Below are 21,211 nucleotides of genomic sequence, written 5' to 3' on the forward strand. Positions count from 1 at the left end.
TTTTCTACTTCCTGCTGCTTCGCCCAAATCAGAAGCGACAAAAGCAAAGAAATGCGATGCTCTCCGCGATTAAAAAAGGAGATCGGATAATCACAGCCGGTGGACTGCACGGCACCGTTGATTTGATTAATGAGGAAGCGAACACGGTGGTCATCAATGCCGGAGGCCAAAAATTAACGTTTGAGAAAGGGTCAATTAACTCCGTTGTCGGGGAAAAAGTCGAATAACGAAATTCCCGCATACACAAAAAGGCGGAGGCGCAAAAGGGCTAGCTTTTGTTCCTCCGTTTTTTGTTCTTCTTGCTACTTCCGCGTTGTGTTCACCCCGATAATTCCTCCGAGCGCGGAAATGACGAAGGAAAGAAGGAGGTAATACACATTGTGCATGCCGAGCTGGCTGTTAAATCCGAGAAATCCGAGGAGAAGGAGAAATACGTAATACATAATGCCAGTCATTCCCCCGTAGTACCAGCCTTTTTCCTGCCCGCGCCGGCCGGAAACAAATCCGCCGATAAAAAGGGCGAGAGCATTCACAATATAGACGAGCTTCGGAAGTGAAGCTTCCGTTACCCCTGTGAACGCCAGAAGAAGAGATGCAATGAGGGAGCCGATGAAAACAATAATCAGGCTGTAGAGCGTACCTGCAAATATGGGAAACTTGATTTGCTCGATTTTAAACATGGACACCACCTCGCTTTTTGTACAATCTATGATAAGAAAAAACGGTTTATTCTTATGCTTACATCAAAGATTGGAGTTGAGTTAAAAATGGAAAATATAACAGAGTTAATTAACCATGCCTTATATATTTTAATCCTCGTCTTTTCCGTTGGCATGATCGCCGGCAAAATAGCGGGCAAGCTGAATCTCCCCGATGTTGCTTTGTTTTTGCTGTTCGGTATTGTCCTCGGCCCTATCCTCCACCTTCTTTCCGAGTCGAGCCGTTCGTTTACGAACCAATTCATCCTTGTGCTTGGTGCAACGCTCATTCTGTTTGATGGAGGGCGTAATATCCGCTTATCCACACTGCGCGAGGTATGGCCGACGATTACGTTGCTCAGCGTGCCTGGCGTGCTCATATCGGCTGCGGTTGTAGGCTATGCCGCGCATTTCTTTCTCGGGCTGCCGCTTGTCTACGCGTTTTTGCTGGCGGCCATTATTGCCTCAACGGATCCGGCAACTCTTATTCCTGTGTTTAAGCAGGTGAGAATTAACGCGAAATTGCGGGAAACCGTGGAAAGCGAGTCTGCCTTCAATGATGCAACAGGCTCCATCTTAACGTTCTCTATCCTGGCGATCGCGATGGGAACGGCGGATGTGTCGGTCGGTGGGAGTGTGGTTGACTTCTTAAAGGTTTCTCTTGGCGGGATTTTAATCGGCATCATCGTCGGGTATGTTACAACGTATGTTGTTGCCCATGCTGCCCTCGGGTTTTTACGTGATTACACAACGATTGCGATGATTGTATCGGCGCTCCTGTCTTATCTAATCGGGGACCAATTGCATGTCAGCGGCTTTATGGCAACGTTTGTCGCGGGGCTTATGTGGGGAAATTCCTCTTCCTTCGGGCTGCATATGACGGACAAGCACGAGGAAATGTTTCACTTTTCAGAGAACATTACGACGATTATGCGGATGCTCATTTTTATTCTTCTGGGGAGCCAGGTCAATTTTTCTTCGGTTATGCAATATGCCGGGGGAGGAGTCATTGTCGTGTTTGTCCTTATGTTTATAGCCCGTCCGCTTACTGTCTTTTTTTGTGCGCTTCCGGACCGCAAATCCCGCTGGACATGGAAAGAGATGCTGTTCATGTGCTGGGTGCGGGAAACAGGAGTTATTCCTGCCGCACTATCGGGGATGGTAGTCGGGATGGGAGTGCCGCATGCGGATGTCATTGCGTCGGTTACGTTTCTGACTATCTTGATTACCATTTTGCTGCAGGCCAGCACGACAGCATATGTTGCCAAAAAGTTAGGAGTCGAAGAGAAAATAGCGGGGGAGCATTTACAATAATTTTATTTGAAACACACTTTGTTTTCTCGTATGATGAAAAGGCGGACAAATTTTTGCCGCCTTTTTTCTTTATTCCATTATGATGCTGCTTTATTTTAAAAGAAAACGCTGGTTGTAACGCCTTATCTCTTTGGGAAGAAATGGGCAAGTGTAGTACCGATCCAGGGGATACGCTGCACATCCTGCCTGCCAAGAATTTTAAGCCAGATTAAGAGCAGCCCGTAGATGAACAGGGAAAGCAAGGAGGCGATGATCATGGCCTGCGAGAGAGGCAGCATGTTCGACCAGTACTGCGCCATATGCAGGGCTAGGTAGCTGGACAGGCTGACACTGCCGGTTACCTTAATAAAGTCCTGTATTTGAATCGTAAAGCCGGTTACTTTGCTGACGCTAAAGAAGTGAAGCAAGGCTACGGATAGAATGCTAATATTGACGGACAGTACGACTCCATCGACATTAAGCTCCGGGCGTGAGGCAAGAAGAAAGATAGCGGCGGTTTTTAATAGGGCGCCGATAATCGTGTTGCGCATCGCGATGTTTGCGTGATTCAGTCCCTGGAGGGCAGCCTGCAGGGGGGCCTGAAAGTAAAGAAAGATAGAGTAAGGGGCCAGAATCTTGAGGAAATGGCCGACTTTATCATCATGGTACAGCATAAGGGACAGAGGCTCGGCAAACACATAAAGAAGCGCCGAGCAGGGAGCGCCGAAAACAAGGGCAAGCCGCAAGGACTGGTAGATTCGCCGGTATACGAGCCGGTCGTTCTTCTGGGCGGCCGCTTCCGCGACGGCAGGAACGAGAGAAACCGAAAGCGAGTACGTAATAAACGTTGGGAACACGAGCAGGGGGATTGCCATCCCTGCCAGCTGTCCGTAAAAGCTGGTAGCGGCGCTCGATGAAATGCCAGCCAGCATAAGGCTTTGTGCGACGATAATCGGTTCGACGAAGAACGTTAATGAACCGATGATCCGGCTCCCCGTTACCGGAAGGGAGATATCGAGCAATTGCTGGAACACTTCCCGGTTCTTTTTCATAATCCCGGATAGGCTTCTTTTCTGCAGCAGCTGCGGCAAGCGCTGCCGCTTGAATTGGAGAAACAGGCTGAGCATACCGAACGCCTCGCCGATGACGACGCCGGCCATTGCACCGGCGGCGGCAAACTCCACTCCTTTTGGCATGAGCCACATCGCGAGAAGGATAACGGTAAACATGCGTACGATCTGCTCGATCACCTGTGAGCTTGCGGGTGGAATCATATTTTGCTTTCCCTGGAAATATCCACGCAGGACAGACGATATGGCAACGATCGGAACAATCGGCGCAATCGCAATGAGCGGGTAATAAGCGCGGGCATCGGTTAAGAAGTATGTGGAAATGAGCGATGCGCCTACAATCATTAACGTGGTGAAAATAAAGCTAAGAACAGAGACGATGACAAGTGAAATTTGTAAAATCAAACGGATTTTTCCGCGATCGCCCGATGCATCCGCTTCTGCTACCATTTTAGAAATCGAGACGTTGAGCCCGAATGTAGCCAGTGAGATGACTAGAATAAAGGTCGGCACCGCCATCTGGTACAGCCCGAGGCCTTCTGCCCCGATAATGCGGGCCAGCATAACGCGGTTGATGAAACCGAGGATTTTTACAATAAGACCTGCCACTACAAGTACAAGGGTTCCTTTAATAAACGTTTGTTTGCTCATCACTCTCTATCCTCTCTTTATTACTTCATCTTCTGTTGACAGCATATGCATGTACCCCTTAAAAACATGCTATAAAGTACAAGCAAATGGGAGGGCTTATCCGATGCAGAAAAGTGCGCTAGATGCGGAAATCTTATATTTGTGCCGGTTAAAGGCACAGGAGCTTTCGGCGCTTGGCTACGAAGAAATCGCAGAAGAAGAAATCTGGCGCTGTGTATCCGAGAAATACAAGGAGATACCTGCGCTCCATAAAGTTGTGAATGATATTCTTTCTTTAAAGCCGGGGAGATTTATGAACTGGATGACGATGCAGGCGTTTAAAGGGAATTTACCGGATTAGCCATAGATTCTCTTTTTTACCTTTAAAACATAAATTGACATGGAAAATTCCGAGTGCTTATAATAGAATGTATTGGTTTTATAAAGGAGGAAATACGGGAGATGATTAAGTGGAGTCGCATTGTTACATTTCTTGTTATTACAGCCATTATTTTTAGCACGGTTGCCCTAACAGGAAAGAAGGTAGCGATGAATACTACCCTCGGCCTCGATTTGCGCGGGGGATTTGAAATATTGTATGAAGTATCGCCGTTGAATCCGAATCAAAAATTAACCAAGGATACATTAAATGCCGCCGTTACCGCGATCAATAGCCGCGTGAACGTGCTCGGCGTGTCGGAGCCGGATATTAAAGTGGAGGGAACCGACCGCATCCGCGTGCAGCTGGCCGGTGTAACCGATCAGAAGAAAGCCCGCGACATCGTAGGGAAACCTGCAAAGCTTACGTTCCGTGACATGACAAACGGGAAAGTGCTGATGGACGGAAGCGACCTGGCTGAAAACGGAGCGCAGGGTACATTTGACGAAATGCAGCGCCCGATTGTAACGTTGAAGTTTAAAGACGCGAAGAAGTTTGCGGATGTAACGCAGAAATATATTGGACAGCCCGTAGGGATTTTTCTTGATGAAAACCCGATTACCGCGCCGAGAATTAATAGCGTGATTCCGAACGGAAGCGCGCAGATAGACGGCCAGGAGTCGATTGAGAAGGCGAAGGAGTTAGCCGGGGTTCTCAATGCCGGTGCCCTCCCGGTAAATATGAAAGAAATCTTCTCCACAAGCGTGGGAGCCAAGCTTGGACAGGCAGCCCTTTACAATGGTGTAGAAGCAGGGATTATCGGAACGTTAATTGTCCTTGTATTCATGATTTTGTACTACCGCATGCCGGGTGTTGTTGCATGCATTACGCTTATTGCTTATGTTTATTTACTAATGCTGTTCCAGAATCTGATGGGCGCAACGCTTACCCTTCCGGGGATTGCCGCGTTTATTCTTGGGATTGGGATGGCCGTGGATGCGAATATCATTATGTATGAACGTATCAAAGAAGAACTGCGCAGCGGAAAATCGTATCTTTCCGCACTGCGGGCCGGTTCAAAGCGCTCGCTCAGCACGATTCTTGATGCCAATGTAACAAGTATTATCGGTGCGCTTGTACTGGCGTACTTCGGTTCCAGTGCCATTCGGGGCTTTGCGGTTACCTTGATTCTTAGTATTGTTGTCAGCTTGATAACAGCGGTGGCCGGGTCCAGGCTCATGCTGAGCCTTGCCGTACGCTCCAACCTGTTTAACAAACCGTTCTATTACGGGGTAAAGGAGCGTGATATCCGTGACTTATAGATTCGATTTCGTTAAACACCGTAAGAAATATTTTATCGTTTCCGCGGTTTTAATCCTTCTAGGGCTTATTTCCCTCTTTGCAGTTGGGTTAAACCTGGGCGTCGATTTTAAGAGTGGAACGCGCATACAGGCGACGCTTGGAAAGACGTTCTCTGAGACAGAAGTAATGCAAGTGGTGAAAAACGCAGGGTTAAACCCGGGTACTGTTTTAACGGCAGGCGTTCAAAAGGATATTGCCGTTATCCAATTTGGCGAGCCGATTCATAAGGATGAAATTACCAAATTAACAAAAACGCTGCAGGATAAATACGGAAAAGACGTATCCATTCAGGAAAGTACGGTGAATCCAATGGTCAGCCAGGAGCTGGCCCGGTCAGCCGTCTATTCGGTACTGATTGCTTCCATCGGGATTGTGCTTTATATTACGATTCGCTTTGAGTTCCGGTTTGCCTTTTCTTCGATTATTGCATTGCTGCATAACGTGTTTCTTGTTATTACGGTGTTTAGCCTGCTCCGTATTGAAGTGGACATTCCTTTCATTGCCGCGATTCTGACGATTGTTGGATATTCAATCCACGATAACATCATTATTTTCGATAGAATTCGTGATAACCTGAAGCATGCTAAATTAAAAACGGTACAGGATATTGAGGATGTCGTAAACCATAGTATCAGCCAGACGCTGGCCCGTTCCATTAACACGGTACTTACCGTTCTTATTTGTGCACTGGCACTCTATATTTTCGGTGGGCAGGAGATTCGTAACTTTACACTGGCGCTTATTATCGGTTTAACCTTTGGTGCCTACTCCTCCATCTTCATTGCCAGCCAGATTTGGGTATCGTGGAGAGAGAGAGATTTTAAAAGCAAAAAAGCAAGGCCGGTTAATAATGAAGCATAGTTTGGCCAGACTATAGAGTAACAGGAATAAAGCCGCGGGGAATCCCGCGGCTCTTTCTCACTCTTAAAGAATGGTTGCCCTACTTTTCCTCTCTCTAGTATAATGAACAGGTGTTAAAGAGAGGTGGGAGCTGCTTTGTTAAAACCGAAGACCCGCTGGAAGGTAGAACAGGTTGACGAAAAACAGGCACAGCAATTACAGGAGCAATTACATATTTCGGCTCTTCTCGCCCAGCTGTTAATCGGGCGGGGCATCGTTACACCGGAGGCGGCAAGAAAATTCCTGGGCGGGGATATAGAAGATTTCTACGATCCATTTCTGCTTGGCGGAATGGATACAGCGATCCGCCGCGTTAAGGAAGCTATCCAAACGGGCGAACCGATTCTCATATATGGAGACTACGACGCGGACGGTGTAACGAGCACGAGCATTATGGTTCATACGATGCGTCTTGCCGGAGCAACCTTTCAATATTATATACCGAACCGGTTTACTGAAGGATACGGCTTGAATGAGGATGCGCTTGTGAAAGCGGCTGAAAATGGTTTCTCGCTCGTCATTACCGTAGATACCGGCATTAGCGCCGTGAAAGAAGTAGAGACGGCAAAAGAGCTCGGCCTTGATATTATCATCACCGATCACCATGAACCGCCGGGTGTTATACCCGACGCCTACGCGGTTATAAATCCAAAGAAGCCAGGCTGTACGTATCCTTTTGATATGCTGGCGGGGGCCGGTGTCGCATTCAAGTTCGCGCATGCGCTGCTCGGAGAGTTTCCTCATCAGCTGCTCGATATCGCAGCCATCGGAACGATTGCCGACCTTGTGCCGCTTGTGGATGAGAACCGGCTAATTTCTAAATTCGGGCTTCTGGCCATTGATCATACGGCCAATCCCGGTGTGAAGGCGTTAAAGAAAATATGCGGAATTGACGGGAAGACATCCGCTTACCATGTCGGATTTGGCATGGGGCCCCGGATTAATGCAACGGGGCGGCTTGAAACGGCTGACCGGGCCGTCAGGATGCTGATAACGAAGGACCATGCAGAAGCGGAGAAGTATGCACAGGAACTCGACGAATTGAACAAAGAGCGCCAGGAGCTTGTAGAGACGATCGCAGCAGAGGCGGAGCAATTAGTGCTTGCGATGCCGGAAGAAGAAACAAGCGTGCTTGTTGTCGCAAAGGAAGGCTGGAATGAAGGAGTCATCGGAATTGTTGCCTCCCGTCTTGTGGAAAAATTCTATCGTCCTTCCATTGTGCTTAGTATAAATAAGGAACATAATAAGGCAAAAGGGTCCGCGAGAAGCATCGCCGGATTTAACATGTATGAAGCGCTTACGACATGTGACGACATTCTTCCTCATTATGGGGGGCACCCGATGGCAGCAGGGATGACGCTTTCGCTTGAGAATGTAGGTGAATTGCGCCGCAGATTAAATGAAACAGCCCGTGGATGGCTTGCTGAGGAAGATTACGTCCCGATTACAAAAGTAGATGCTGTGTGCAGTTTGCAGGATGCAAATCTGGAAACGATTGAACAGTTGGAGAAGATGGCCCCGTTTGGCATGGGCAATCCAAGCCCGCGCATTCTGATTCAAGAAGTAGAGCTGGCTGATATGCGCATCATCGGGAAAGACGAAGCCCATATGAAATGTCAGTTCCGCCAGCAGGATACCGTTCTTGACGGCATCGGCTTTAAGCTGGCTGCTCTTACAAATGAACTCTCCCTTCAGGCAAAAGCGAACATCGTCGGGGAGCTTACGGTGAACGAATGGAACCAGCACCGGAAACCGCAGATGATTCTAAAGGATATCGAAGTCCCGGGCCTGCAGATTTTTGACTGGCGTGGCGTCCGGAATAAAGTGGAGAAGTTAGAAAAGCTGGATGGCGGAAACCCGGTAGATGTTATTATTTTTCGCCCGCAAAACCAGGCCGTTTTTAACCGGAACCGCACTGCATGGCACGGGGTACGGCCTGCGGAGAAGGACAGGCGGGACGCCCGGACCGTTGTGCTGTACGACCTGCCGCGATCGTTTGCGGAAATAAGGGAGCAGCTTGAGGAGTATACTGCTCTAGAGAGGGTTTACTGCTTGTTCGGTGAAGAGCCGGATTCACTGCCGTCCCTGCCGCAGCGTGACCATTTTACCGAAGTTTACAAAGTGATGCACAGCCATAAAACGTTGGCGGACAAGGACATTCCGCGGCTGGCCAAAGCAAAGGGGCTGACGCCATCCGCCGTCTCTTTTATTTTATGTGTATTTCACGAGCTCGGCTTCCTCGGAAAAACCGGGGAAACGTATCACCTGGCCCAGGGGATTACGAAGAGAGAGTTAACGGAGTCAAGCATTTACAGGCAGCAAAAGGAAGCGCTGGAGCTTGAAACCGAGCTTTTATATTCCTCGTATCCTTCATTGTGTGTTTTTTTATTAAATTGTTTAGAGGCAAAGGAGAAGATAGCCAATGGATTTTAAAGAAAAGATTCGCGTTATTCCTGACTACCCCCAGGAAGGAGTCCGGTTTAAAGATATTACGACACTGCTGCAGGACGGCCCCGCCTATAAAGCCGTGATCGAAAAAATGGCTGTGTTTGCCAGGGAGAAAAACGCGGATATCGTAGTCGGCCCGGAAGCGCGCGGCTTCGTTATCGGGTGCCCGCTGGCTGTCGATCTTGGCCTCGGATTCGCCCCGGTCCGCAAGAAAGGAAAACTCCCTTATGAGACGATTCAGGCGGAATATAGCCTGGAATACGGAAGCGATGCGCTCGCCATGCATAAGGATGCGATTAAGCCGGGACAGCGCGTGCTCATTGCCGACGATCTTCTGGCTACAGGCGGAACGATTAAAACGACGATGGACCTTGTGAAACAGCTGGGCGGAGAAATCGTCGGCCTTGCCTTCCTGATTGAACTTACGTACCTTAACGGCCGGGAAAAAATCGGTGAAGAATACGACGTATTTACACTTATTCAATACTAATGCCACTCACTTCATTAGCCAATCCTCCCTTCAATGGGGAGGATTGTTTTCATATCCATATATTTCTTAGAACAAAGGGCAGGTGATGCCATCCCTGCTCTTTACTTTCTTATCCGATTCAAAGATAATATAGAGTAATATTCCCGGATAGCAGTAAAGGAGATAAGCGTAATGAGTATCGACACGGCGATAGAAACCGCTATCGATAAAGTCATAGATAAAGCGAAAACATACTTGTCAGATAAAGACGTTCAGTTTCTTATAGAGGCCTATGAATTTGCCAGACAGGCGCATGAAGGGCAAGTTCGCAAATCGGGACAGCCGTATATTATTCATCCGATTGCTGTAGCGGGAATTTTACTCGATTTACAGATGGATGCTGTCACTGTCGCTGCCGCTTTTCTGCACGACGTGGTGGAGGATACAGAGGTAACGAGTGAACAAATCGAGGAGAAATTCGGCAGTGATGTAGCCCGCCTTGTTGAAGGGGTTACCAAATTAGGCCGGATTAAATTTAAGTCCAAGGAGCAGCAGCAGGCGGAAAACCACAGGAAAATGTTCCTTGCCATGGCGAAGGATTTACGGGTCATGCTGATCAAGCTTGCCGACCGCCTGCACAACATGCGAACGCTCAAGCATTTATCGGAAGAGAAGCAGCGGCAGATTTCCGATGAAACGCTTGAGATTTTTGCCCCGCTTGCCCACCGTCTTGGAATCGCATCCATCAAGTGGGAGATGGAGGATACCGGTCTGCGGTATATCAATCCGCAGCAGTATTATCGAATTGTAAATCTCATGAAGAAAAAGCGGGCAGAACGCGAGAAATATATTGAGCACGTAATTGAGACCCTGCTTGAGAAAACACGGGAAATTAATATAGAAGCGGAAATCTCCGGCCGTCCAAAGCACATCTACAGCATTTACCGCAAGATGGTCAAGCAAAATAAAGAGTTTAACGAGATTTATGATTTGCTTGCGGTGCGCATTATTGTGGAGGATATCCGTGATTGCTATGCCGTGCTCGGCATTGTCCATACGCTCTGGAAGCCGATGCCGGGCCGTTTTAAAGATTATATCGCCATGCCGAAGGGAACATGTATCAATCTTTGCACACGACCGTTATCGGCCCGAATGGGGAACCGCTTGAAGTCCAAATCCGTACGGATGAGATGCACCGGATTGCGGAGTTCGGGATTGCCGCGCACTGGGCCTATAAGGAAGGGAAAAACCTTGGCGTTGAAGAGAATTTTGAAACAAAGCTTTCCTGGTTCCGGGAAATTCTGGAGTGGCAGCAGGATACAAGAGACGCCCAGGAATTTATGGAGTCCCTTAAAATGGATCTTTTCGCCGATCTGGTATTTGTATTTACCCCGAAAGGCGATGTGGTTGAACTTCCGAAAGGATCGGTTCCCCTTGATTTTGCTTACCGTATCCACTCCGAAGTAGGCAACCGGACGATCGGGTCTAAGGTGAACGGGAAGATTGTCCCGCTGGACCACCAGTTAAAAACCGGGGATATCGTAGAAGTACTCACTTCCAAGCATAGCTATGGGCCAAGCAGGGACTGGCTGAAGGTAGCGAAATCTTCCCACGCCCGAAATAAAATCAAACAGTGGTTTAAGAAGGAAAAGCGGGAAGAAAACGTGGCAAAAGGCCGCGAACTCGTGGAAAGCGAGCTGAAAAAGAATAACTTCGAGCCGAAAGAGGTTATGACCGGTGAAAATCTCCAGGAAGTAGCGAATAAGTTTAACTTCCAGGGGGATGAAGATATGTTCGCCGCGATCGGGTACGGCGGAATTACCGCTGCGCAAATCGCAACCCGTTTAACGGATAAGCTGCGCAAAGAACGGGAAGAGCAGCGGCCGAACGTTACGGAGATGAAATCGGATACCCCGCGCAAACGCCCGGATCATGGCGTAAGCGTGAAAGGGATCGACAATTTGCTCATCCGGTTCTCCCGCTGCTGTAACCCTGTACCCGGCGATGATATTGTTGGATTTATTACGAGGGGGCGCGGCGTGTCGGTTCACCGAACAAGCTGCCCGAACCTGCAGGTGTGTGACGCGGAAGATCAGGCCCGCCTGATTGATGTGGAGTGGGATGCGGACTTAAAGCATGAATATAATGTTGATATTGAAATAACCGGGAATGACCGGAGCGGGCTGCTCAATGAGGTGCTTGCGACGGTAGCCGATACCAAAACAAACATTTCCGCTGTTTCCGGGAAATCGGATAAAAACCGTGTGGCGAGAATCAATATGACCATTTCGATTCGAAATATCGATCATCTCCACAAGGTTGTTGAACGGATTAAAAAAATCCGCGATGTCTATTCAGTGCGTCGTATACTAAACACTTAGAGGCGAGAGGGTTTACTACTATGCGTGTAGTTGTTCAGCGTTCAAAGCAGGCGTCTGTTACGGTGGACGGCCAAATCGTAGGACAGATTGAAGCGGGGCTAATGCTCCTTGTGGAGATTACCCATGAGGATACGGAGCAGGACATTGCCTATGTCGCAGAGAAAATTGCAAATCTGCGTATATTTGAGGATGAAAACGGAAAAATGAATCGTTCGGTACTGGATACGGACGGCTCCATTCTTTCGGTATCACAGTTTACCTTATACGGAGACACACGCAAAGGGCGCAGGCCGAGCTTCATGGAAGCGGCCCGGCCTGAGAAAGCGGAGCCGCTTTACCGGTTGTTTAACGAGAAACTGGGAAGCCTGGGCCTGTCTGTAGAAACGGGTGTCTTCGGCGCGATGATGCAGGTCTCGCTTGTAAATGACGGCCCTGTGACACTTATTGTAGAAAATAAATAGCACAATTTGAACTTCCAGCATGTAAACAAAAGCAGCCAACCTTGAATCGGCTGCTTTTGCTTTTAACTTTCCTTCCTTTCCTCCTGCTCAAATCTCTGCTTTGCGGCATTGGTAAACGAAGGCGGGAAGGAAGTTCATCGGCACAAACGCAAGGTCGATTTCTTCAAAGCGTTCCGCCAGCTGTTTTCTCATTTGTAAAGAGAATTGAAAAGCAATAAACAATCCACCCGGCTTTAACGCTTTTTCCACTTCATCCATGATCCCGTTTCTCAATTCCTGGGGGAAATTCGTAAAAGGGAGACCGGATATAATATAGTCAAATTGCGGGATCTCATACGTTTCCATTGCATCGCTAATTTTAAGCGCATCATGGTGGTAGTATAAACCTGGATGACGGGTTTGCAGCCTGTGGCGCATACTGTGATCCTGCTCGAAAATCACGACTTTGCAGTCGGGGCCCTTTAATTGGTCAATATACCGGGTGAAGATTCCCGTACCTGCGCCAAGCTCGGCCACGTTTTTAGCGGACGACCAATCGACAGGCTTTACCATCGCTTTGGCAAGAAAGCGGGAACTCGGCGTGACGCTGCCAACGGTTTTCGGTGAACGTAGAAATTTTGATAAGAAAAGAAGTTTCTCCATCTATGCTGCTCCTCCTACTGCTATAGCTTTCTCTTATATCGTGCAGTTTATATTCTCATACCCTTTATTGTTATCTTTTCTTTACGTTATTTATCCTACCAGAGTTACAAAAAAGTTTAAATGTTCTTGCGGAAAGTTAATGTATTTTTAAAATAAATCGCGTAAACATGGCTTGTATAGGGAAAGATAAAAAGTAAATGCAGGATAACTGTGAATCATAACGAAGAGGGGATAGGGCGATGCGGCAGAGTGAAAAGGATAAGCAGGCCACAGAATTAAACAGTAAGCTGCTACCGTTTGCGATGCATGAAACGCTGGAGAAGGAATCGCTTCTTTCAGCGATTGAAATGGCCGGAGACGCGGTGGCAGGCATAGCGGAAATCCAGAGCATTAAGCAAAAGCAGGGACGTTAACATTAGAGCGTTGACCATTCAAGTACACTCCGGTACAATTTTAAAATGATTGCGCAGAAAAGGAGTTTACTGATGCACATAACGATACTCGGGGCGGCTGAAATGTTTCACCGCCCGCTTGAAAATATTGTCCGCCTGTTTTTTGAAGAGGTTGAGGTTCGGTTCTCGGAAGAAGATGGAGCCAGTGTACGCATTGAGCTGGAAATCGAGGGAGAGGACGTAATTCAAACATCCGCCCGGCTTATCGATAAGCAAAGTGGAGCCGCCTATCAGGCATCGTATTCACGTGATACGGACGGCCAGAAAGAAGAGAAGGAATGGAAAAGGCACGCCAGGCAGGCTGTCAGCCATTCGCTGCTCCATGTTCTGGAACAGTACACCGGGCTCACACAGCCCTGGGGCATCCTAACCGGCATCCGTCCGACCAAGCTCCTTCACGCGAAGCTGAAGAATGGAATGGATGCGGAAACAGCCCGGCAGCAGCTTCGCAGTGATGTTCTGATCAGTGAGGAAAAGATCACGCTCATGCAGGAAATTGTGGAACGGCAGCTAACCGTTGTTCCCGATCTATACAGCTTGCGTGATGAGGTCAGCATCTACATCGGGATTCCTTTTTGCCCGACCAAGTGCGCGTACTGTACATTCCCCGCATATGCGATCAATGGAAGGCAGGGGTCGGTGAATTCGTTTCTTGGCGGCCTTCATTACGAGATGCGTGCCATCGGGCAATGGCTTAAGGAGAATAACATTCGGATTACGACCGTTTACTTTGGCGGGGGGACTCCGACGAGCATTACGGCTGAAGAGATGGATATGCTGTACGAAGAGATGTACGAATCGTTTCCTGATGTCCCGAATATCCGTGAGGTTACAGTTGAGGCGGGGCGGCCCGATACCATCACGGAAGAGAAGCTTACCGTGTTAAAGAAATGGAACATCGATCGGATTAGCATCAACCCGCAGTCTTATAGGGAAGAGACGCTAAAAGCGATCGGCCGCCATCATACGGTTCGTGAAACGATAGAAAAATACTACCTTGCACGTGAATTTGGCATGAATAACATTAATATGGATTTAATTATCGGCCTTCCTGGAGAGGGAATCGATGAATTTAACCATACGCTTCAGGAAACAGAAAAATTAATGCCTGAGTCTTTGACCGTTCATACGCTGTCTTTTAAACGGGCGTCTGAAATGACGAAGAACAGAGAAAAGTATAAAGTGGCAGGCCGGGACGAAATTACACAAATGATGGAGCGCGCCGCTGACTGGACAAGGGAGAAGGGCTATATTCCTTACTATTTGTACCGGCAGAAAAACATTCTTGGCAATTTAGAGAATGTCGGGTATGCGATTCCAGGCCAGGAAAGCATTTACAATATTATGATTATGGAAGAAGTCCAGTCGATTATCGGGCTTGGCTGCGGAGCGGCCAGCAAGTGGGTTCACCCGGTTACCGGGGAAATTACGCGTTTCGCGAATCCAAAAGAGCCCAAAGCATACAACGAAGGGTATGAAAAATACACGGAAGCCAAAATCGAAGCGCTTAACCGGTTGTTTGCCTCAAAAACTGAAACAAGATAACTTGACAAATAATGCTCGACAAAGTAACATATAAAACAATTGTGACAAATCGATACGGATCTGATGAAGGGAAGAGTAATCACACGGGATTGCAGTTCAGAGAAGGATGCCTGCGGCTGGAAGCATTCTCTGCAACCGTTGATGAAAGACGACCCGGAGGACTGGTGGAAAACACACAGCGTTTATCCCTCGTTACGGGATTTTGAGTGGGATGCTTATATCCAATGAGGGTGGTACCACGGGAATTGTTAAATCAATCTCTCGTCCCTGACTATATATGTCAGTGGCGGGAGATTTTTTAGATCCGCCACCGTTCATACATACAAACAAGGCATAATACAAGGAGGGAAATAGAATGATTCAAATCCCAAGAGGGACAGCAGACATTCTGCCGGGTGAAATCGAACTCTGGCAGTATATAGAAGAGAAAGCACGCGACATTTGCCGCAGGTACAATTATGCGGAAATCAGGACGCCTGTTTTTGAGCATACGGAACTGTTCCACCGCGGTGTGGGTGAGACAACGGATATTGTAGAGCGGGAGATGTATACGTTCACGGACCGGGGAGGACGAAGCCTGACTCTCCGCCCGGAAGGAACGGCGTCGACCGTCCGTTCATATGTGGAGAACAAGATGTTTGGCCTGCCGCAGCAGCCAACAAAACTGTTCTATATCGGGCAGATGTTCCGCTATGAACGCCCGCAGGCCGGGCGGATGCGGCAGTTTACACAGTTCGGGCTCGAGGCGATCGGCAGCAAGGATCCGGCCATTGATGCGGAAGTGATCGCGCTTGCCATGCGGTTGTATGAAGAGCTCGGCCTATCCAGGCTTCATGTTGAATTAAACAGCCTTGGCGATGCGGAAAGCCGGGAGGCACACAGAGAAGCGCTTATTGCTCACTTCTCGCCGCACATCCACGACTTCTGTGAGGATTGCCAGTCGCGCTTGAGCCGCAACCCGCTGCGTATTCTTGACTGTAAGAAGGACGCAGATAAGGAACTCATGAAGACGGCGCCGGTCATTCTTGATTACCTGAATGAAGAATCTGCCGCTTATTTTGAAAAAGTGAAAAAGCATTTGGATGATTTGAAAATCGCTTATGAAGTCAATCCGCACCTTGTGCGCGGGCTCGATTACTATACGCATACCGCTTTTGAAATTATGGAAAGAGGAATCGGAGCGGTCAGCACGATTTGTGGCGGCGGAAGGTATAACGGGCTCGTGGAGCAAATCGGCGGCAGTGACATGCCGGGCATCGGGTTTGCAACGAGCATTGAACGCGTCCTGCTTGCCCTGAAAACACAGGGAGTAGAACTGCCTGTGAATCAGGCGCTCGACTGCTTTGTTGTCAGCATGGGTGAAGCAGCGGATGAAGCGGCCTTCTCACTGCTGGATAAAATCAGACAAAGCGGATTGTCCGCGGATAAAGACTTTCTTGGCCGCAAGATGAAAGCGCAGTTGAAATCCGCGGATCGCCTCCATGCCAGGTCGGTTGTCATCCTCGGTGAGGATGAGCTGGCCCGCGGGATTGGCGTGCTGAAGAACATGGAAACCGGCGAGCAGCAGGAAGTTGAGCTCGCGGGCATGCCGGAAGCGGTTAAAATTATGATCAAAACAGATAAAATCGAAAGGTAGGAAGAGAGATGGAATTCCAGCAACGAACTGTATTTTGCGGGACGCTTCGCAAATTTGATGTCGGCAGTGAGGTTACATTAAACGGGTGGGTACAGAAACGCCGCGACCTTGGGGGGGTTATCTTTGTAGACCTGCGGGACAGAAGCGGTGTCGTTCAGGTCGTATTCAACCCTGAATTTAATGCCGAAGCGCACGCGATTGGTGATAAAGTGCGCACAGAGTATGTCATTAGCGTGAAAGGGAAAGTCGTAGAGCGCGATCCGGAAACCGTGAACCCGAATATGCTTACCGGAGAAGTGGAAGTCCAGGTCGATGAAATTGAAATTATTAACCAGGCGAAAACACCTCCGTTCTTCATTGAGGAGGACGTCGACGTGGATGAGCAAATCCGCCTGAAATACCGTTATCTTGACCTGCGCCGCCCGGATATGTTCAGAACGCTGCAGATGCGCCACAAAGTGGCAAAAATCTTCCGCGATTATCTGGACAGCCACGAATTCCTGGAAATTGAAACGCCGATGCTGACGAAAAGCTCACCGGAAGGCGCGCGTGATTACCTCGTGCCAAGCCGTGTAAATCCAGGTGAGTTCTATGCGCTTCCACAGTCACCGCAGCAATTCAAGCAGCTTCTTATGGTAGCCGGATATGAGCGGTATTTCCAGATTGTGCGCTGCTTCCGCGATGAGGATCTTCGCGCAGACCGCCAGCCTGAGTTCACCCAGGTTGATATTGAAACGTCCTTCCTGAGCATGGAAGACCTTCTCTCCATGATGGAAGAGATGATGGCCAGGGTAATGAAAGAAACGTTAAACGTTGAAATTGAAACACCATTCCAGCGCTTGACCTATGCGGAAGCGATAGGCCGTTATGGTTCGGATAAACCGGATCTTCGCTTCGGCATGGAATTGAAGGATATTTCGGATATTGCAGAGAACTGCGGGTTTCAGGTGTTCAGCAGCACCATTAAACGAGGCGGACAGGTAAAGGGAATCAATGTAAAAGGAAGCGCCCACTATTCACGTAAAGATGTGGATGATTTAATGAAATTCGCCGGCAGATACGGCGCCAAAGGGCTTGCCTGGATGGCGTTTAAAGATGGCGAAATCAAGGGGCCTATTGCGAAATTCTTTAGCGAAGAAGAAATTGCAACGATTAAGGACCGCCTTGAAGTTGAGAATAACGACCTGCTTCTGTTTGTGGCGGACAAGCCAAAGGTTGTTGCCGATTCCCTTGGAGCCCTTCGCCTGAAATTCGGAAAAGAGCTCGGCTTTATTGACGAAAGTAAATATGCGTTTGCCTGGGTTGTGGACTTCCCGCTTGTCGAGTGGGATGAGGATGCAAAACGCTATGTAGCTCTTCACCATCCGTTCACCCGCCCTCATCCAGAGGATGTGCATCTATTTGACACAGACCCGGCACAAATCCGTGCGCAGGCGTATGATATGGTGTTAAATGGGTTTGAAATCGGCGGAGGCAGCATGCGGATTTACAAGCGTGACGTGCAGGAGAAGATGTTTAAGGCACTTGGCTTCAGCAAGGAAGAAGCACAGGAGAAATTCGGCTTCCTGCTTGATGCGTTTGAATACGGGGCACCACCGCACGGCGGAATTGCTTTCGGGCTTGACCGAATCATCATGATTCTGGCGAACCGCAGCAGCCTGCGTGATGTCATTGCCTTCCCGAAAACAGCGAGTGCGAGGGACTTAATGACAGATGCCCCGGGTCCGGTAGACGAGAAGCAGCTGGAAGAACTCTCGATTCGTGTAGCCCTGCCGCAGAAAACAGAAAAGTAAGAAGCCGCGATTTTTGAAGTAGAAAAATTTGGGTCTATTTGCCCCTTGAAATCGCTTTCATGGTTTTGGTAAAATAAAAGCACGGAATGATAGAACCCTGTGTTGTACGTGAATAAACCTTTCGTTTTGTACCAACACTTTTACTTCGGGAGATCGGAGTCTCGTTTACCGAACAGAAGCCGCCGACCGAGCGGACCTGTAAAGCAACGGGCAGAAGCTCCCACCTGCGTTAGCAGGTTCAAAACATGGGGAGCACGGCAAACCCGGGGTTCTTATATCCTTCCATTGTTTGTTTTTCCTCGTATAAACACACCCGCAGAAGCAAAATCTGCGGGTTTTTTGTGCGACCTGCTTTGTTGTTGGGTAAAGAATTGTGATATAGTATTCCTCAAAATGACTTATAAAGGAGAACGTTATGCTCCATCAATTTTCACGCACAGAACTTGCGGTCGGCCGCGAGGGAATTGAGATGTTTAAGAATAGTACCGCCGCTGTCCTCGGCGTAGGCGGGGTTGGTTCATTTACGGTAGAGGCGCTGGCCCGGACCGGAATCGGGAAGCTCATCTTGATTGATAAGGACAACGTGGACATAACGAATGTCAACCGCCAGCTCCCGGCTACCCTTGAAACGATCGGCCAGGAGAAGGTCGAAATCATGAAGCGGCGCATCGCCACAATTAACCCTGAGTGTGAGGTTGTTACGCTGAAAATGTTCTACAATGAAGAAACGTATGAGCAGCTTTTTGCTCACCATCTAGACTATGTTGCGGATGCAATGGACACGCTGTCAGCCAAGCTTCACCTCATTCTGGAATGCCGCAGGCGAAACATCCCGCTTATCAGCAGCATGGGCGCGGCGAACAAGATGGATCCGACCCGGTTTGAAGTAGCTGATTTGTTCGATACCTCGTACGATCCGATTGCAAAAGTATTGCGCCGTGAGCTCCGCAAGCAGGGCATTAAGAAGGGGATAAAAGTTGTGTACTCAACAGAGTCCCCCATCATTTCCCGGGAAGAAGTCGTAGAGCAGGTTGTGCAGGATCCGAATTCTCCAATCCGCAAGGCAACGAGACCGCCTGCAAGCACAGCGTTTGTTCCTTCCGTTGCCGGACTCATTATGGCAAGCGTTGTTGTGCGGGATCTTCTGGATAAGGCAGGAATCGAAGTAAGGCGGGATGATTAATTCCCGTCTTCCTTTACTTATGTCTTGTTTTTTCCTATAATTAGTAGGATTTAGTATGGATCCCACATGCGAAAGCGAGGGGAACGAATGTGGACTTATTTTCTTATGCGCATGAAGAAGAGCGCAGCAGCGGGAAGAGTAAAAATCAGCCGCTGGCCGATCGAATGCGCCCGCGCACGCTGGATGAATTCGTTGGACAAGAGCATATTCTAGGTGAAGGAAAGCTGCTCCGCCGGGCGATTGAAGCGGACCGGATTACATCCCTTATTTTTCATGGTCCGCCCGGTACGGGAAAAACCACACTTGCACGTATCATTGCCCGTACGACGAGGACGCATTTTACAGACATTAACGCGGTTACAGCGGGAATTGCTGATATTCGCCGTGTAGTCGAAGAAGCGAAACAGCGGAGCGATATGTACGAGCAGGGAACAACCCTGTTTGTAGATGAAATCCATCGTTTTAATAAAGCCCAGCAGGATGCCCTTCTGCCGTATGTTGAAGACGGCACGATCCGGCTTATTGGGGCGACAACTGAAAACCCTTTTTTCGAAGTAAACCCGGCCCTTTTATCGCGTTCCCAGCTGTTCCAGCTTCATTCACTTGCGCCGGATGCACTTGGCGAGGTAATGGATAAAGCGCTTCAAGATAAAGAACGTGGATATGGAGAGCTGCAAATCCGAATGGATAATGAGGCCAGGGAACACCTTATACACTATGCGGAAGGGGACAGCCGCCGTCTGTTGAATGCACTTGAACTGGCTACAGCGACGACACCGAGGGAAAAGGACGGTTCGCTGCATGTTACACTTGAAGCCGCAGTGGATTCAATCCAGCGAAGGGCCGTCCGTTACGATAAATCGGGAGACAACCACTATGATACAATTTCCGCCTTTATCAAATCGATTCGGGGATCTGATCCGGATGCGGCATTATATTGGCTGGCGCGCATGATTGACGCGGGAGAGGACCCTCGTTTTATCGCACGCAGGCTCGTTATTGCAGCATCGGAAGACGTTGGCAACGGCGACCCGAGGGGGCTGCAGGTTGCGATTTCTGCTTTTCAGGCGCTCGAATTAGTCGGGATGCCGGAGGGGCGCATTCCGCTTGCCCAGGCTGTGACCTATCTGGCCTCCGCACCGAAAAGCAACGCGGCTTATAAAGGCATCAACCAGGCGCTTCAGCATGTTCGCCAGCGTGGACACGGACCGGTTCCGCTGCATTTACGAGACCAATCGTATAAGGGCGCTGAGAAGCTCGGGCACGGGAAAGGATATCTTTATCCGCACGATTATCCCCATTCTTATGTGGAGCAGGAATACTTGCCGGAAGGGATAAAGGAAAGGTTTTATCGGCCGAAAGAAATCGGGTATGAACGCCATATGAAGGATTATTTACGAACCATTCGCAAGGAGAAATGAGCACATATAAGAATAGGGGGATTTGTTTGAAGATATCAACCAAAGGACGTTACGGACTCACAATTATGATGGAGCTGGCACGGCGCTACGGCGAAGGACAGACGTCTTTAAAGTCGATTGCGCAGAAGCACGACCTGTCGGAGCACTACCTTGAGCAGCTTGTCGCACCTTTGCGCAACGGCGGTCTTGTAAAAAGCATCCGCGGTGCGTATGGTGGATACATACTTTCAAAATCTCCGGAGAAAATTACAGCAGGAGACGTAATTCGTGTACTGGAGGGACCGATAAGTCCGGTAGAGTTCGATGAGGAAGAAGACCCGGCAAAGCGCGATCTGTGGATACGCATCCGGGACAGTATTAGCGAAGTACTCGATTCAACAACGCTGGAAGACCTGGTGAACTATCAGGACAAAGGCGATGGTGGGTCTTATATGTTCTATATTTAACA

The 21,211-nt window shown here is 48.9% G+C and carries 19 protein-coding genes, 1 other RNA gene and 1 pseudogene; 18 read left to right on the top strand and 3 right to left on the bottom strand.

What is annotated here, in order from left to right:
* On the top strand, window positions 1-227 hold a 227-nt coding region (yajC, locus tag MBEAL2_RS04910), incomplete at its 5' end, for a preprotein translocase subunit YajC (RefSeq protein ID WP_047151232.1).
* 75 nt (window positions 228-302) lie between these two features.
* Here yajC and MBEAL2_RS04915 read toward each other — a convergent pair.
* Complete coding sequence (locus MBEAL2_RS04915) at window positions 303-680, bottom strand: TIGR04086 family membrane protein (RefSeq protein WP_047151233.1); 378 nt, start codon at window positions 678-680, stop codon at window positions 303-305.
* Between the two features lie 87 nt (window positions 681-767).
* On the opposite strand from MBEAL2_RS04915, the gene MBEAL2_RS04920 reads away from it, so the two are divergent.
* Window positions 768-2,012 (top strand): cation:proton antiporter, encoded by a 1,245-nt coding sequence (locus tag MBEAL2_RS04920; RefSeq protein ID WP_047151416.1) that lies wholly within the window; start codon window positions 768-770, stop codon window positions 2,010-2,012.
* Between the two features lie 122 nt (window positions 2,013-2,134).
* On the opposite strand, the gene spoVB is transcribed toward MBEAL2_RS04920, so the two are convergent.
* The gene (gene spoVB / locus MBEAL2_RS04925) at window positions 2,135-3,712 is read right to left on the bottom strand and encodes a stage V sporulation protein B (protein WP_047151234.1); all 1,578 of its coding nucleotides are present in this window, start codon (window positions 3,710-3,712) and stop codon (window positions 2,135-2,137) included.
* A gap of 103 nt (window positions 3,713-3,815) precedes the next feature.
* Between spoVB and MBEAL2_RS04930 the strand changes: the two genes are divergently transcribed.
* The 7 genes and pseudogenes from MBEAL2_RS04930 to dtd all read left to right on the top strand — a co-directional run bounded on the left by MBEAL2_RS04930 (window position 3,816) and on the right by dtd (window position 12,091).
* A complete protein-coding gene (locus tag MBEAL2_RS04930) occupies window positions 3,816-4,052 on the top strand; it encodes a post-transcriptional regulator (RefSeq protein ID WP_047151235.1) in 237 nt (78 codons plus the stop codon).
* A gap of 101 nt (window positions 4,053-4,153) precedes the next feature.
* Window positions 4,154-5,392 carry a protein translocase subunit SecD gene (secD, locus tag MBEAL2_RS28900; RefSeq protein WP_052947481.1) on the top strand — a complete coding sequence of 413 codons (1,239 nt, stop codon included), beginning with the start codon at window positions 4,154-4,156 and terminating at the stop codon, window positions 5,390-5,392.
* Window positions 5,382-6,293, top strand: a complete 912-nt coding sequence (gene secF, locus MBEAL2_RS28905; protein ID WP_052947482.1) for a protein translocase subunit SecF — start codon at window positions 5,382-5,384, stop codon at window positions 6,291-6,293. Before secD ends, secF begins: the two co-directional genes overlap by 11 nt.
* A gap of 135 nt (window positions 6,294-6,428) precedes the next feature.
* On the top strand, window positions 6,429-8,765 hold the full coding sequence (gene recJ / locus MBEAL2_RS04940) for a single-stranded-DNA-specific exonuclease RecJ (RefSeq protein WP_047151236.1): 2,337 nt from the start codon (window positions 6,429-6,431) through the stop codon (window positions 8,763-8,765).
* On the top strand, window positions 8,755-9,270 hold the full coding sequence (locus MBEAL2_RS04945; RefSeq protein ID WP_047151237.1) for an adenine phosphoribosyltransferase: 516 nt from the start codon (window positions 8,755-8,757) through the stop codon (window positions 9,268-9,270). Before recJ ends, MBEAL2_RS04945 begins: the two co-directional genes overlap by 11 nt.
* Before the next feature lie 171 nt (window positions 9,271-9,441).
* Window positions 9,442-11,630: pseudogene (locus MBEAL2_RS04950) on the top strand (RelA/SpoT family protein).
* Window positions 11,631-11,650: 20 nt separating this feature from the next.
* On the top strand, window positions 11,651-12,091 hold the full coding sequence (gene dtd, locus MBEAL2_RS04955; RefSeq protein ID WP_047151238.1) for a D-aminoacyl-tRNA deacylase: 441 nt from the start codon (window positions 11,651-11,653) through the stop codon (window positions 12,089-12,091).
* Between the two features lie 87 nt (window positions 12,092-12,178).
* On the opposite strand, the gene MBEAL2_RS04960 is transcribed toward dtd, so the two are convergent.
* The gene (locus MBEAL2_RS04960) at window positions 12,179-12,733 is read right to left on the bottom strand and encodes a class I SAM-dependent methyltransferase (protein ID WP_047151239.1); all 555 of its coding nucleotides are present in this window, start codon (window positions 12,731-12,733) and stop codon (window positions 12,179-12,181) included.
* 239 nt (window positions 12,734-12,972) lie between these two features.
* Here MBEAL2_RS04960 and MBEAL2_RS31630 point away from each other — a divergent pair, with 239 nt between their 5' ends.
* The 9 genes from MBEAL2_RS31630 to cymR all read left to right on the top strand — a co-directional run bounded on the left by MBEAL2_RS31630 (window position 12,973) and on the right by cymR (window position 21,209).
* Window positions 12,973-13,146 (top strand): hypothetical protein, encoded by a 174-nt coding sequence (locus MBEAL2_RS31630; RefSeq protein WP_161798171.1) that lies wholly within the window; start codon window positions 12,973-12,975, stop codon window positions 13,144-13,146.
* Between the two features lie 72 nt (window positions 13,147-13,218).
* Window positions 13,219-14,730, top strand: coding sequence for a coproporphyrinogen III oxidase (locus MBEAL2_RS04965; RefSeq protein WP_047151240.1), 1,512 nt, complete (start codon window positions 13,219-13,221; stop codon window positions 14,728-14,730).
* An 11-nt stretch (window positions 14,731-14,741) separates the two neighbouring features.
* On the top strand, window positions 14,742-14,936 hold the full coding sequence (locus tag MBEAL2_RS30990) for a hypothetical protein (protein ID WP_152667704.1): 195 nt from the start codon (window positions 14,742-14,744) through the stop codon (window positions 14,934-14,936).
* A 149-nt stretch (window positions 14,937-15,085) separates the two neighbouring features.
* The gene (gene hisS / locus MBEAL2_RS04970) at window positions 15,086-16,366 is read left to right on the top strand and encodes a histidine--tRNA ligase (protein WP_047151241.1); all 1,281 of its coding nucleotides are present in this window, start codon (window positions 15,086-15,088) and stop codon (window positions 16,364-16,366) included.
* Between the two features lie 8 nt (window positions 16,367-16,374).
* A complete protein-coding gene (gene aspS, locus MBEAL2_RS04975; protein ID WP_047151242.1) occupies window positions 16,375-18,159 on the top strand; it encodes an aspartate--tRNA ligase in 1,785 nt (594 codons plus the stop codon).
* Between the two features lie 91 nt (window positions 18,160-18,250).
* Window positions 18,251-18,433: non-coding RNA, 6S RNA (ssrS, locus tag MBEAL2_RS30020), on the top strand.
* A gap of 141 nt (window positions 18,434-18,574) precedes the next feature.
* A complete protein-coding gene (locus MBEAL2_RS04980) occupies window positions 18,575-19,342 on the top strand; it encodes a tRNA threonylcarbamoyladenosine dehydratase (protein ID WP_047151243.1) in 768 nt (255 codons plus the stop codon).
* A gap of 89 nt (window positions 19,343-19,431) precedes the next feature.
* Window positions 19,432-20,763, top strand: coding sequence for a replication-associated recombination protein A (locus MBEAL2_RS04985; RefSeq protein ID WP_047151244.1), 1,332 nt, complete (start codon window positions 19,432-19,434; stop codon window positions 20,761-20,763).
* A gap of 26 nt (window positions 20,764-20,789) precedes the next feature.
* Entirely contained in the window at window positions 20,790-21,209 is a 420-nt protein-coding gene (gene cymR / locus MBEAL2_RS04990; RefSeq protein ID WP_047151245.1) for a cysteine metabolism transcriptional regulator CymR, read from the top strand.
* Window positions 21,210-21,211: the final 2 nt, after the last annotated feature.

Source organism: Aneurinibacillus tyrosinisolvens (assembly GCF_001015055.1).
Lineage (GTDB): Bacteria > Bacillota > Bacilli > Aneurinibacillales > Aneurinibacillaceae > Aneurinibacillus_A > Aneurinibacillus_A tyrosinisolvens.